The sequence below is a fragment of the Micromonospora sp. WMMA2032 genome (genome assembly GCF_002688545.1).
GTDB classification, from domain to species: Bacteria; Actinomycetota; Actinomycetes; order Mycobacteriales; family Micromonosporaceae; genus Micromonospora; species Micromonospora sediminicola.
The window spans coordinates 1,255,297-1,270,430 of record NZ_CP024052.1 but is presented as its reverse complement, the minus strand read 5'-3'; the positions used below and the strand labels follow the sequence as shown (position 1 = coordinate 1,270,430).

The following is a 15,134-nucleotide window of genomic DNA, read 5'->3' as shown; positions in this document are numbered from 1 at the left end:
GAATCCCGATGGCGAACGAAGCCAAGCTCCGTGAGTACCTCAAACGCGTCACCGCCGACCTGCACGAGACCAGCGAACGGCTGAGGGCCGCCGACGCCAAGGACCACGAGCCGATCGCGATCGTCGGGATGAGCTGCCGCTACCCCGGCGGTGTCCGGTCGCCCCAGGAGTTGTGGGACCTCGTGGCCGGCGGCGGCGACGGCATCACCGGGTTCCCCACCGACCGGGGCTGGGACACCGAGCGGGCGTACGACCCGACGGGGGAGCGGCGGGGCAGCACGTACGCCCGGGAGGGTGGCTTCCTGCACGACGCCGGGAACTTCGACCCGGAGCTGTTCACCATCTCCCCGTACGAGGCGCTGGCGATGGACCCGCAGCAGCGGCTCATGCTGGAGGCGTCCTGGGCGGCGATCGAGGACGCCCGGATCGACCCGCTGTCGTTGCGGGGCAGCCGGGTCGGCGTCTTCGCCGGCATGATGTACCACAACTACGCGGCGAACCTCGACGACGTCCCGGACACCCTGGACGGTTTCATCGGCGGCGGCACCGCCAGCAGCGTCCTGTCCGGCCGGGTCGCCTACACCCTCGGCCTGGAGGGCCCGGCGCTCACCGTCGACACCGCCTGCTCGTCCTCGTTGGTCGCGCTGCACCTGGCCGTGCGGTCGCTGCGCGCCGGCGAGTCCGTTCTCGCGCTCGCCGGTGGCGTCACCGTGATGACCACGCTGGAGACGTTCGTCGACTTCAGCCGGCAGCGCGGCCTGGCCCCCGACGGTCGGTGCAAGTCGTTCGCCGAGGGCGCCGACGGTACCGGCTGGTCCGAGGGCGTCGGCGTGCTGCTCCTGGAACGACTCACCGACGCCCGCCGGCACGGCCACCGCGTCCTCGCCGTGGTGCGCGGTACGGCGGTCAACCAGGACGGGGCGTCGAACGGGCTCACCGCACCGAACGGCCCGGCGCAGCAGCGGGTGATCCGGGCGGCCCTCGCCTCGGCGCGGCTGTCGCCCGTCGAGGTGGACGTGGTGGAGGCGCACGGCACCGGCACCACGTTGGGTGATCCGATCGAGGCGCAGGCGGTGCTGGCCACGTACGGGCAGGACCGGTCCACGCCGTTGCTGCTCGGCTCGGTGAAGTCGAACCTGGGCCACACGCAGGCCGCCGCCGGGGTGGCCGGGATCGTCAAGATGGTCCTCGCCATGCGGCACGGGGTGGTGCCGCCGACGCTGCACGTGGACGCGCCGTCGTCGAAGGTGGACTGGTCGGCCGGGGCGGTGGAGCTGGTGACGTCGGCGCGGCCGTGGCCGGCGACCGATCGGCCCCGGCGGGCGGCGGTGTCGTCGTTCGGCATCTCCGGCACCAACGCCCACGTGATCCTGGAGGCGCCCGAGCCGGTCGCGGACGACGCGGCCGTGGGCACGGCACCGCCGGTCCTGTCGTGGACGGTGTCGGCGCGTTCGGCGTCGGCGCTCGTGAACCAGGCGGCCCGGCTGGTCGATCACCTGCGGGGCCGGGACGACGTGTCGCCGGTCGAGGTGGGCTGGTCCCTGGCGACGACCCGCGCCGCGTTGGAGCATCGCGCGGCGGTGGTGGGTGCGGATCGGGACGCGTTGCTGGCCGGGTTGTCGGCCCTCGCGCAGGGCAGGTCCGCTGCCGGTCTGGTGTCGGGTGAGGTGGTGTCGGGTCGGCGGGCGGTGGTGTTCACCGGTCAGGGCTCGCAGCGCGCCGGGATGGGCCGGGGGTTGTATTCCGCGTTTCCGGTGTTCGCGGCGGCGTTCGACCGGGTGTGCGCGGCGTTCGAGGGTCGCCTGGATCGGTCGTTGCGGGAGGTGGTGTTCGCGGGCGGGGACCTGCTGGATCGGACCGTCTATGCGCAGGCGGGGTTGTTCGCGGTCGAGGTTGCTCTGTGGGAGTTGCTGTCGTCGTGGGGTGTGCGGGTCGACTACCTTGCCGGGCATTCGATCGGTGAGGTGACCGCCGCGCATGTGGCGGGGGTGCTGTCGCTGGACGACGCGGTCGCGTTGGTGGCGGCGCGCGGTGCGTTGATGCAGGCGCTGCCGGCCGGCGGCGGGATGCTGGCGGTCGGCGCGTCCGAAGACCAGGTGCGGGCGCTGCTGCGGCCGGGTGTCGCTACGGCTGCGGGCGCCGATCCGGCGGACGGGCCGCTGCGGGGACCCGACGGTGCCGTGGCGGAGCCGGTGGTGGCCGGCGCGGGTCCGGGTGGCGGCGTCGACATCGCGGCGGTGAACGGCCCGTCCTCGGTGGTGCTGTCCGGCGCCGTCGCCGACCTGGACCGGGTGGCGGGGGAGTGCGCGGAGCGGGGTTGGCGGGTGAAGCGGTTGGCGGTGAGTCACGCGTTCCACTCGCGTCTGATGGAGCCGATGCTGGACGACTTCCGGGCCGCGATCGCCGACCTGGACTGGCGGACGCCGACGCTGCCGATCGTGTCGAACCTGACCGGCCGGCTCGCCGAGCCCGACGACATCGCGACACCCGAGTACTGGGTGCGGCACGTCCGCGAGGCGGTCCGCTTCGCCGACGGCGTCACCACCCTGCACGACCTCGGCGTGACCACGGTCCTGGAAGTCGGGCCGGACGCCACGCTGACCGCGATGGCCGCCGACGTTCCCACCGACCGGACCGTGCACCAGATCCCGGCGCTGCGCCGCGACCAGGACGAGGTGACCGCGCTGACCACCGCGTTGGCGCGGCTGCACGTCGCCGGCACCCCGGTCGACTGGACGGCCTGGTACAGCGTCGACGGCCGCCGGCCCGCCACCGTCGACCTGCCCACCTATGCCTTCCACCACCGGCGCTACTGGCTCGACGCCCGCACCCGCCACCCCGACGCGGACCCGGACGACGCCGCGTTCTGGCGGGTCGTCGACGACGAGGACGTGGACGGCCTGGCCACCGCGCTCGCCGTCGACCCCGACGCGCCCCTCGCCACCGTGCTCCCCGCCCTCTCCGCCTGGCGCCGCCGCCAGGAGGACGACGCCACCCTCGACTCCTGGCACTACCGCGTCACCTGGCAACCGCTCGCCGAGACCGGTCGCGCCGACGACGGCGACCTGCTGCTCGTCGTACCGCAAGGGGCGGACGGACCGGCCCGGCAGTGGGCCGACGCGCTGGCCGGGCCCGGCGTCCGGACACTGACCGTGCCCGCCGGCCACGGCCGCGCCGACCTCGCCCGCGACCTCGGCGCGCTCGCCGCCCCCGGCGCCGTGCTGTCCCTGCTCGGCCTGACGTCCGGAACACACCCGGACAGCCCCTCCGTGCCGGTGGGGCTCGCCGACACCGTCACGCTCGCCCAGGCGCTCGGCGACGCCGGCGCCGCCGCGCGGCTCTGGGTCGCCACCCGCGCCGCCGTCGCCGCCGACCCCGACGACACCGCGGTCGACCCCGACCAGGCGCTGCTCTGGGGCCTCGGCGGCGCACTGCGCGCCGAACACCCGCACCGCTGGGGTGGGCTCGTCGACCTGCCCCCGACGGCCGACCCGCCCGCCGCCACCCGGGTGCGCCGGCTGCTCGACGGCGACCCGGCCGAGGACCAACTCGCGGTACGCGGCACCGGGGCGTACGCCCGGCGGCTGGTCCGGGCCGGACGGCCGGCCGGCGCCGGGCGGAGCTGGACGCCGCGCGGCACCGCGCTGGTCACCGGCGGCACCGGCGCGCTCGGCGCGCACGTCGCCCGGGCCCTGGCCGCCGCCGGCGTCGACCATCTCCTGCTGGTCAGCCGGCGTGGACCCGACGCGCCCGGCGCCGCCGACCTGGTCGACGAGCTGACCGCGCACGGCACCCGGGTCACGGTCGCGGCCTGCGACGTCGCCGACCGCGACGCGGTACGCGACCTGCTCGCGACCGTCCCCGCCGACGCGCCGCTGCGCACCGTCGTGCACACCGCCGCCGCCCTGGACGACACCGTCACCGACGCGCTCACCGTCGGCCGGATGGCCACCGCGCTGCGGGCCAAGGTCGACGCCGCCCGCCACCTCGACGAGCTGACCCGCGAGCACGACCTGACCGCGTTCGTGCTCTTCTCCTCCCTCGCCGGCACCATGGCCGGACCCGGGCAGGGCAACTACGCGCCCGGCAACGCCTGGCTCGACGCGCTCGCCCGACGCCGCCGCGCCGACGGGCTGCCCGCCACCTCCCTCGGCTGGGGACTCTGGGCCGACGGCGGGGTCAGCGCCGGCGAGTTCGAACGTCGGATGGCGCGCGGCGGCGTCCGGGCCATGGACCCCGCCCGCGCCGTCCGTTCCCTGCACCGGGCGTTGGACCGGGACGAGACCCACGTCGTCGTCGCCGACGCCGACTGGGACCGGATCGCCGCCACCGCCGGCCCTCGGCCCGACCCGCTGATCCGCGACCTGCTGATCGCGCCGGCCGTCGCCGGCACCGACCGGGCCACCACGCTGCGCGGACGGCTGGCCGCACTCACCCCGGCCGAGCGGCGGGACACGCTCGGCGACCTGGTCCGCGCCGAGATCGCCGCCGTGCTCGGCCACGACGACGCCGACGCGGTGCCGGCCCGGCGCGCGTTCCGCGACCTCGGTTTCACCTCGCTCAGCGCCGTCGAACTGCGCAACCGGCTCGCCGCCGCCACCGGCCTCACCCTGCCGGCCACGCTCGCCTTCGACCATCCCAACCCCGAGGCCCTGGCCGCCCACCTCGTGACCGAACTGTCCGGCGGGTCGGCCGCCACCACCGACACACCGGTACGTCCCGTCGACGACGACCCGATCGCCGTCGTCGGCGTGGCTTGCCGCTTCCCCGGCGGGGCGGACTCCCCGGACGCGTTCTGGCGGCTGCTCGCCGACGGCGTCGACGCCATGTCCGACCTGCCGACCGACCGGCACTGGGACCTGGGCGCGCTGCCACCCGACGTGACCCGCGGCGCGTTCCTGGCCGACGCCGCCGCGTTCGACGCCCACTTCTTCGGCATCTCGCCCCGCGAGGCGGTCGCCATGGACCCGCAGCAGCGGCTGCTGCTGGAGACCGCCTGGGCGGCGATCGAGGACGCCCGGATCGACCCGGCCGGCCTGGCCGGCCGGCGCGTCGGTGTCTTCGCCGGCACCAACGGGCAGGACTTCGACCACCTCATCCGCTACGGCGGCGAACACCTCGCCGGCTACGGCGCCACCGGGGCCTCCGCCAGCGTGCTCTCCGGCCGGGTGTCGTACGCGTTCGGCTTCGAAGGGCCGGCGGTGACCGTGGACACCGCCTGCTCCTCCTCGCTGGTGGCGCTGCACCTGGCCGCCCAGTCGCTGCGCGCCGGGGAGTGCGACCTGGCCCTGGCCGGTGGCGTGACCGTGATGGCGACCCCCGGCGCGTTCGTCGAGTTCTCCCGGCAGGGTGGCCTCGCCGCCGACGGGCGGTGCCGGTCGTTCGCCGAGGGCGCGGACGGCACCGGCTGGGGTGAGGGCGTCGGCGTGCTGCTGGTGCAGCGTCTCTCCGACGCCCGCCGTGACGGCCGGCGGATCCTCGCCGTGGTGGCCGGCTCCGCGATCAACTCCGACGGCGCGTCGAACGGCCTGACCGCGCCGAACGGGCCGGCGCAGCAGCGCGTCATCCGCGCCGCGTTGGCCGACGCGCGCCTGTCCCCGGGCGACGTGGACGTGGTGGAGGCGCACGGCACCGGCACGACGCTGGGTGATCCGATCGAGGCGCAGGCGCTGCTGGCCACGTACGGGCAGGAGCGGGCCGAACCGTTGCTGCTCGGGTCGGTGAAGTCGAACGTCGGCCACACCCAGGCCGCCGCGGGCGTAACCGGTCTGGTCAAGATGGTCCTCGCGATGCGGCACGGGGTGGTGCCGCCGACGCTGCACGTGGACGCGCCGTCGTCGAAGGTGGACTGGTCGGCCGGGGCGGTGGAGCTGGTGACGTCCGCGCGGCCGTGGCCCGTGACCGGCCGGCCGCGGCGGGCGGCGGTGTCGTCGTTCGGCATCTCCGGCACCAACGCCCACGTGATCCTCGAAGCACCCGAGCCGACCGTGCCCCGGCTGACGCCGACATCGGGTTCGTTCCCCGTCACGCCGTGGCTGCTCTCGGCCCGGACGGCCCCCGCCCTCGCCGACCAGGCCGCCCGGCTGGCCGACCACCTGCGGGCGAACGACGACCTCCCACCGGCCGAGGTCGGCTGGTCCCTGCTCACCTCGCGCACCGCGATGGAACACCGCGCCGCCGTGCTCGGCGCGGACCGGGACGCATTGCTGGCCGGTCTGTCCGCCCTCGCCCAGGGCGGGACGGTGCCGGGTGTGCTGACCGGTGAGGTGGCGTCCGGCCGTCGGGCCGTGCTGTTCACGGGTCAGGGTTCGCAGCGCGCCGGCATGGGCCGGGGGCTGTACGAGGCGTTTCCGGTGTTCGCTGAGGTGTTCGACCGGGTGTGCGGGGCGTTCGAGGGTCGCCTGGACCGGCCGTTGCGGGAGGTGGTGTTCGACGGCGGGGAGCTGCTGGACCGGACGGTCTATGCGCAGGCCGGGTTGTTCGCGGTCGAGGTTGCTCTGTGGGAGTTGCTGTCGTCGTGGGGTGTCGGTGCCGACTTCGTCGCGGGGCATTCGATCGGTGAGGTGACGGCCGCGTACGTGGCGGGGGTGTTGTCGCTGGAGGACGCGGTCGCGTTGGTGGCGGCGCGGGGGTCGTTGATGCAGGCGTTGCCCGGCGGTGGCGGGATGCTGGCGGTGGGCGCGTCGGAGGATGAGGTTCGCGCGCTGCTGCGGTCCGGTGACGCCACGGCGGAGGTTGCCGAGTCGGCGGACGGGCGGCTGTGGGGAGTCGACGGTGCCGGGGCAGAGCCGGTCGTGGGTGGCCCGCCGGTCGTCGCCGGCACCGGCAGCCAGTCGGCGAGCGTGGCCGGGTTGGGTGGCGTCGACGTGGCGGCGGTGAACGGTCCGTCGTCGGTGGTGCTGTCGGGCGCTCTGGTGGATCTGGACCGGGTGGCGGGGGAGTGTGTCGCGCGGGGTTGGCGGGTGAAGCGGTTGGCGGTGAGTCACGCGTTCCACTCGCGGTTGATGGAGCCGATGCTGGACGGGTTCCGGGCCGCGATCGCCGGCCTGGACTGGCGGTCGCCGACGCTGCCGATCGTGTCCAACCTGACCGGGCGGCTCGCCGACCCTGACGACATCGCGGGCCCGGACTACTGGGTGCGGCACGTCCGGGAGGCGGTCCGCTTCGCCGACGGCGTGGCCACGCTGCACGACCTCGGGGTGAGCACGGTCCTGGAAGTCGGGCCGGACGCCACGTTGACCGCGATGGCCGCCGACGTCCCGGCCGACCGGACCGTGCACCACATCCCGGCGTTGCGCCGTGACCAGGACGAGGTGACCGCATTGACCACCGCGTTGGCGCGGCTGCACGTCGCCGGCACCCCGGTCGACTGGACGGCCTGGTACAGCGTGGACGGCCGCCGGCCCGCCACCGTGGACCTGCCCACGTACGCCTTCCAACGCACCCGGTACTGGCCGGAGCCCACACCCACGGCACGAACCGGCACCGACCTCGACGACCGGTTCTGGGCGGCCGTCGAGCAGGAGGACCTCAGCGGCCTCGGCGCCGAGCTGCGGCTCACCCCGGACCAGCCGCTGCGGGACCTGCTGCCGGCGCTGGCGCGCTGGCGGCGGACGGGACGGGAGCACGCCGCCGCCGACTCGTGGCGCTACCGGGTGCGGTGGCGGCCGCTCACCTCCGTACCCCGGCCGGCCCTGACCGGGACGTGGCTGGTGCTGGCCGGGCCCGGCCGGACCGACCCCCCGCTGGTCGACCGGATGACCGGGTACGGCGCCCACGTCGTGCCGGTGACCCTCGACGGTGCCACCGACCGGCAGAGCCTCGCCGACCGGCTCCGCGCCGCCGCCGTCGGCGGTGCCGTCGCCGGGGTGCTGTCGCTGCTCGACGCGGCCCCGGAGACGGCGCTGACGGTCGCGCAGGCCCACACCGACAGCGGCGTCGGCGGACGGCTGTGGTGGCTGACCCGCAACGCCGTGGCCGTCAGCGCCACGGACACCCCCGCCGAGCCCGCCGCGGCGGCGACCTGGGGCCTGGGCCGGGTGGCCGCGCTGGAGGAGCCGGGCCGGTGGGGTGGTCTGGTCGACCTGCCGGCCGAGGTGGACGACGCGGCGGTCCGGCGGGTGTGCGCCGTGTTGGCCGGGGTCGAGGATCAGGTGGCGGTGCGGTCGTCGGGGGTGTTCGGGCGGCGGTTGGTCCGGGCGTCCGGGGATCCGGTGCGGCGGGAGTTCCGGTTCGCTGGGACGGTGCTGGTGACCGGTGGTACCGGCGCGCTCGGCGCGCGGGTCGCGCAGTGGGCGGCCGGCGTCGGTGCGGAGCATCTGGTGCTGACCAGCCGGCGCGGCGAAGACGCCCCCGGCGCGGCCGAGTTGGCGGAGCGGCTACGGGACCGGGGCGTGCGGGTGACGGTGGCCGCGTGTGACGTGGCGGACCGGGACGCGCTCGCCGGGCTGCTGGACGGGCTGGCCGCGGCCGGCGATCCGGTCCGGGCCGTCGTGCACGCCGCCGGCGCGCCGCAGTTCACCCCGCTCGCCGCCGTCACCACCGACGAACTGCGGGACGTGCTGCGCGCCAAGGTCGACGGCGCCGGCCACCTCGACGCGTTGCTGCCCGACGGGCTGGACGCGTTCGTGGTGTTCACGTCCATCGCCGGGGTGTGGGGCTCCGCCGGGCAGGCCGGCTACGCCGCCGCCAACGCGTACGCCGACGCGCTGGTGGCCCGCCGCCGCGCGCGCGGCGCCGCCGGCACCGCCGTGGCCTGGGGACCCTGGGCCGGCGGCGGCATGGCGGCGCGGGGCGAGGCGCGGGAGGCGCTGGCCCGGCGCGGCCTGCCCGCGATGGACCCGGACCTCGCGGTCACCGCGCTGCACCGCGCGCTCGACCGCGACGACACGACGGTGGTCGTCGCCGACGTCGCCTGGGACCGGTTCGCCGCCACGTTCACCGCCCTGCGGTCCAGCCCGCTGCTGGACGACCTGCCCGAGGCCCGACCCGCGCCGGTCGCGCCCGACGAGCGGACCACCCCGCTCGCCCGCCGGCTCGCCGCCCTCACCCCGAGCCGGCGCGACGGTCACCTGCTCGACCTGGTCCGCGCCCAGGCCGCGGCCGTGCTCGGCCACCCGAGCGCCGACGCGGTGGCCGCCGACCGTGCGTTCCAACGGCAGGGCTTCGACTCGCTGACCGCCGTCGAGCTGCGCAACCGGCTCGCCACCGAGACCGGCCTGGCGCTGCCCAGCACGCTCGTGTTCGACCAGCCGACCCCGGCGGCCCTCGCCGCCTACCTCGCCGCCACGCTGACCGGCGAGCCGGCGGCGGCGGACGGACCGGCGGCCCGTGTCGCCGTCGACGACGACCCGATCGTGGTCGTCGGCATGGCCTGTCGCCTGCCCGGCGGCGTCACCAACCCCGACGAGCTGTGGGACCTGCTCGCGGCCGGACGCGACGGCATCTCCGACTTCCCCCTCGACCGCGGCTGGGACCGGTTCCTCGCCGGCCGGCTCACCGACACCTCGTTCCCCCGGCAGGGCGGATTCGTCTACGACGCGGGCGCCTTCGACGCCGACTTCTTCGGCATCTCCCCACGTGAGGCCCTCGCGATGGACCCGCAGCAACGGCTGCTGCTCGAAGCCGCCTGGGAGGCGGTCGAAAACGCCGGCATCGACCCCGCCCGGCTCCGCGGGGAACGCGTCGGCGTCTTCGCCGGCGCCGGCTTCCAGGGGTACGCCTCGACGGCGATGGGCCGCGACCAGGAGGTCGGCGGGCACCTGCTCACCGGCACCGCCACCAGCGTGCTCTCCGGTCGGGTCGCCTACACGCTCGGCTTCGAGGGGCCCGCGCTGACCGTGGACTCGGCCTGCTCGTCGTCGCTGGTCGCGCTGCACCTGGCCGCCCAGTCGCTGCGCAGCGGCGAGTGCACGCTCGCGCTCGCCGGTGGCGTGACCGTGATGGCCTCACCGGCCACCTTCGTCGAGTTCTCTAGGCAGGGCGGCCTCGCCGCCGACGGTCGATGCCGGTCGTTCGCCGAGGGCGCGGACGGCACCGGCTGGGGTGAGGGCGTCGGCGTGCTGCTGGTGCAGCGTCTCTCCGACGCCCGCCGCGACGGCCGGCGGATCCTCGCCGTGCTGCGCGGCTCGGCGGTGAACTCCGACGGCGCGTCGAACGGGCTCACCGCCCCCAACGGGCCGGCGCAGCAGCGCGTCATCCGCGCGGCGCTGGCGAACGCCGGGCTGTCCCCGTCCGACGTGGACGTGGTGGAGGCACACGGCACCGGCACCACGCTGGGCGATCCGATCGAGGCGCAGGCGCTGCTGGCCACGTACGGGCAGGAGCGCGCCGGCACGCCGCTGCTGCTCTCCTCGATCAAGTCCAACATCGGCCACGTCCAGGCGGCCGCCGGAGCGGCCGGTGTCATCAAGGCGGTCCTCGCGCTGCGGCACGGCCTCGTCCCGGCCACCCTGCACGTCGACCGGCCGTCGTCGAAGGTGGACTGGTCGGCCGGCGCGGTCGACCTGGTCACCTCCGCGCGGCCGTGGCCGGCGGTGGACCGGCCCCGCCGGGCGGCGGTGTCCTCGTTCGGCATCTCCGGCACCAACGCCCACGTGATCCTCGAAGCACCCGAGCCGGCCGGTGACGGCGGCCGGGCCGGCGCGACGGACACGGCCGTCCCGTGGCTGGTGTCGGCGCGATCGACGGAGGCCCTGGCCGCCCAGGCGGCCCGGCTGGTCGACCACCTCCGGGACCGGGACGACGTGTCGCCGGTCGAGGTCGGCTGGTCCCTGGCGACCGGCCGCGCGGCGCTGGAGCATCGGGCCGCGGTGGTCGGCGTGGACCGGGACGCGTTGCTGGCCGGGCTGTCCGCGCTGGCCGAGGGCGGGACGGCGCCGGGTGTGGTGTCGGGTGAGGTGGTCTCCGGCCGGCGGGCGGTGCTGTTCACGGGTCAGGGTTCGCAGCGCGCCGGCATGGGCCGGGGGCTGTACGCCGCGTTCCCCGTGTTCGCGGACGCGTTCGACCGGGTGTGTGAGCTGTTCGACGGTCGGCTCGACAGGCCGTTGGGGAAGGTGGTGTCCGAGGGCGGGGACCTGCTGGACCGGACCGTCTACGCGCAGGCCGGGTTGTTCGCGGTCGAGGTGGCGTTGTGGGAGTTGTTGTCCTCGTGGGGCGTCGGCGCGGACTTCGTGGCGGGGCATTCGATCGGTGAGGTGACCGCCGCGCACGTGGCCGGCGTCCTGACCCTGGACGATGCGTGCGCGTTGGTGGCGGCGCGGGGGTCGTTGATGCAGGCGTTGCCGTCCGGCGGCGGGATGCTGGCGGTCGGGGCGTCGGAGGATCAGGTCCACGAGCTGCTCCGGTTGGGCGGGGCCGCTCGACGGGCGTCCGCTCCCGTCGACGCGGTGGACATCGCGGCGGTGAACGGCCCGTCGTCGGTGGTGCTGTCCGGTGCCGTCGCCGACCTGGACCGGGTGGCGGGGGAGTGCGCGGAGCGGGGTTGGCGGGTGAAGCGGTTGGCGGTGAGTCACGCGTTCCATTCGCGTCTGATGGAGCCGATGCTGGACGGGTTCCGGGCCGCGATCGCCGACCTGGACTGGCGGTCGCCGACGCTGCCGATCGTGTCCAACCTGACCGGGCGGCTCGCCGAGCCCGACGACATCGCGACACCCGAGTACTGGGTGCGGCACGTCCGGGAGGCGGTCCGCTTCGCCGACGGGGTGGCCACGCTGCAGGACCTCGGGGTGGGCACGTTCCTGGAAGTCGGGCCGGACGCCACGCTGACCGCGATGGCCGCCGACGTTCCCACCGACCGGACCGTGCACCACGTTCCGGCGCTGCGCCGGGACCAGGACGAGGTGACCGCGCTGACCACCGCGTTGGCGCGGCTGCACGTCACCGGCACCCCCGTCGACTGGACGGCCTGGTACAGCGTGGACGGCCGCCGGCCCGCCACCGTCGACCTGCCCACCTACGCGTTCCAGCACCGGCGCTACTGGCTGATCGACCAGGACGGCCCGGTGGGCGGCACCGCCGAGGCGGCCGACGACGGCTTCTGGGCCGCCGTCGAACGGGCCGACCTCACCCCGCTCGATCCCCGGTTCCGCACCGACCAGCCCGTCGCCGACCTGCTGCCGGCGCTCGCCCGGTGGCGGCGGGCCGGCCGGCGACGCGCCACCGCCGACGCCTGGCGGTACCGCGTCGACTGGCAGCCCGTACCGGAGACGACCACGCCGGCGCTGGCCGGCACGTGGCTGCTGCTCGTGCCGTACGCCGGGGTCGACGACGCGGTGGTCGCGGCTTTGACCGACGGGATGACGACGGCCGGCGCGACCGTACGGCCGGTGCCGGTCCACGGGCCGGCGGACGACCGGGACCTGCTCGCCAAGGCGCTGCGCGACGGCGACGTGGCCGCCGGGGTGGTGTCCCTGCTCGCGCTCGCCGGCGCGGGCCCCGGCGCCGCGCTGGCCACCGTGCAGGCCGTCGCGGACGCCGGCCTGTCCGGGCCGGTGTGGTGGCTGACCCGGGGCGCGGTCGCGGTCGGCGCGTCCGACCGCCCGGTCGACCCGGTCGCCGCCGGCACCTGGGGCCTCGGCCGGGTGGCCGCGCTGGAGGAGCCCGGTCGCTGGGGTGGCCTGATCGACCTGCCGGCCGAGGTCGACGAGCAGGCCGTGCGGCGGGTGTGCGCCGTGCTGGGCGGTGTCGAGGATCAGGTGGCGGTGCGGTCGTCGGGGGTGTTCGGGCGGCGGTTGGTGCGGGCGTCCGGTGACTCGGCGCGGCGGGAGTTCCGGTTCGCGGGCACGGTGTTGGTGACCGGCGGTACCGGCGCGCTGGGCGGTCGGGTCGCCGAGTGGGCGGCGGGCGTCGGTGCGGAGCATCTGGTGCTGACCAGCCGGCGCGGTGAAGACGCCCCCGGCGCGACCGAGTTGGCGGAGCGGCTGCGGGAGCGGGGCGTGCGGGTGAGCGTGGCCGCGTGTGACGTGGCGGACCGGGACGCGCTCGCCGGGCTGCTGGACGGGCTGGCCGCGGCCGGCGACCCGGTCCGGGCCGTCGTGCACGCCGCCGGCGCCGCCCAGGCCACCCCGCTGGCCACCATGACCGGCACCGAGCTGGCCGACGTGCTCCGGGCCAAGGTCCACGGCGCGGCCCACCTCGACGCGCTGCTGCCCGACGGGATGGACGCGTTCGTGGTGTTCTCCTCCATCGCCGGGGTGTGGGGCTCCGCCGGCCAGGCCGGCTACGCCGCCGCCAACGCGTACCTCGACGGGCTGGTGGCCCGCCGCCGGGCACGCGGCGCCGCCGGCACCGCCGTGGCCTGGGGGCCGTGGGCCGGCGGCGGCATGGCCGCGGGCGAGCAGCGCGACCAGCTCGCCCGGCGCGGCCTGCCCGCGCTCGCCCCGGACCTCGCGGTCACCGCGCTGGGAAGCGCACTCGACCGCGACGACGCGGCGGTGGTCGTCGCCGACGTCGCCTGGGACCGGTTCGCGCCGTCGTTCACCGCCCGCCGGCCCAGCCCGCTGCTCGCCGGCATCCCCGAGGCCGCCACCGACCCGGCCGGGCCGCCGGCCACCGACGCGGGTGCGCCGAAGGCGCTGCGCGACCGGCTCGCCGCCGCCGGCGCGGTGGAGCGGGAGCGGACGCTGCTCGACCTGGTCCGCGCGGCGGCGGCCACCGTGCTCGGGCACCGCACCCCGGCCGCGATCCGGGCCGGGCGCGGCTTCCTCGACCTCGGCTTCGACTCGCTCACCGCCGTGGAACTGCGCAACCGGCTCACCGCCGAGACCGGCCTGACAATGCCCACCACGCTGGTCTTCGACCACCCCACCCCGGCGGCGCTCGCCGCGCACCTGGGCCGGGAACTGCTGCCCGCCGGCCCCGCCGACCCGGTCACCGACGGCATCGACCGGCTGGCACGGCTGCTCGACGCGGTGCCCGACGACCGGCGCGCCGCGGACGTCACGCGCCGGCTGGAGGACCTGCTGTCGCGCTGGCGGGGCGGCCCGGCCACCCCGCCGCCCGCCGACGACCTGGCCGCCGCCGACGAGGACGACATCTTCGCCATCATCCGACAGGAGTTCGGCAAATCGTGACCGGCAGCAGCGGGCGGTTGCTCGCCATCAGCGACCTGCACGTCGGGTACGCGGAGAACCGCGCGCTGGTCGAGCGGCTGCGCCCCGACCACGACGACGACTGGCTGATCGTCGCCGGCGACGTCGGCGAGTACCTGCACGACGTCGAGTGGGTGCTCGGCCTGCTCGCCGACCGGTTCGCCCGGGTCGTCTGGGCGCCCGGCAACCACGAGCTGTGGACGCCCCGCGACGACCCGGTGCAACTGCGCGGCGAGGCCCGCTACCGGCACCTGGTGGACCTGTGCCGGCGCCTCGGCGTGCGCACGCCCGAGGACCCGTACCCGGTGTGGGACCCCGACGGCGACCCGGTGCTGGTGGTGCCACTGTTCGTCGGGTACGACCACTCGTGGCGGCCCTCGGGCACCTGGAACCGGGCCCAGGCGCTGGCGCGGGCGTACGAGACCGGGGTGGTGTGCACCGACGAGATCCTGCTGCACCCCGACCCGTACCCGAGTCGCGACGCGTGGTGCCGAGCCCGGGTCATCCGCACCGAACGGCGCCTCGACGCCGAGCGCGGCGGCCTGCCCACCGTGCTGGTCAACCACTACCCGCTGGTCCGCGAACCCACCCGGATCCTGCGGCACCCCGAGTTCGCCCAGTGGTGCGGCACCGACCTCACCGCCGACTGGCACCTGCACTACGAGGCCCGCGTCGCCGTCTACGGGCACCTGCACATCCCGCGCAGCACCCGCTACGACGGGGTGCGGTTCGAGGAGGTGTCCGTCGGCTACCCGCGCGAGTGGCGCCGCCGCGCCACCCCGCCCGGACGGCCCCGGGCGATCCTGCCCACCCTCGCCGGGCAGCTCCGCTGACCGTCCCGCCGGGACCGTCGCGACCGACGCCGGGCACCCCGCCGGCGAGGTGAATGAGGGGTCCGTAGGGGTTGGGGTCGCAGCTCAGCGCTCAGTAGCGTCCATGCACGGTGACGGGCCGGGTGCCGGTGTACCCCCGTCACCGTCGGCCGTCCCCGGTCACCGGTGTGCCGCACCGGCGGCCATCTCGGTGTTCGACGGAATCGATCGG

2 protein-coding genes are annotated in these 15,134 nt (G+C 76.2%); both read left to right on the top strand.

Going from position 1 to position 15,134, the window contains the following annotated elements; translation table 11 throughout:
* Window positions 1-8 precede the first annotated feature (8 nt).
* Window positions 9-14,072 (top strand): type I polyketide synthase, encoded by a 14,064-nt coding sequence (locus CO540_RS05205; RefSeq protein ID WP_099161138.1) that lies wholly within the window; start codon window positions 9-11, stop codon window positions 14,070-14,072.
* Window positions 14,066-14,923, top strand: a complete 858-nt coding sequence (locus tag CO540_RS05200) for a metallophosphoesterase (protein WP_099164599.1) — start codon at window positions 14,066-14,068, stop codon at window positions 14,921-14,923. The genes CO540_RS05205 and CO540_RS05200 overlap by 7 nt, the downstream gene beginning before the upstream one ends.
* The last annotated feature ends 211 nt before the right edge of the window (window positions 14,924-15,134 follow it).

Excerpts from the sequence above, each read along its gene's own strand:
- CO540_RS05205 (WP_099161138.1), top strand. The coding sequence starts at position 9 with ATGGCGAACGAAGCCAAGCTCCGTGAGTACCTCAAACGCGTCACCGCC.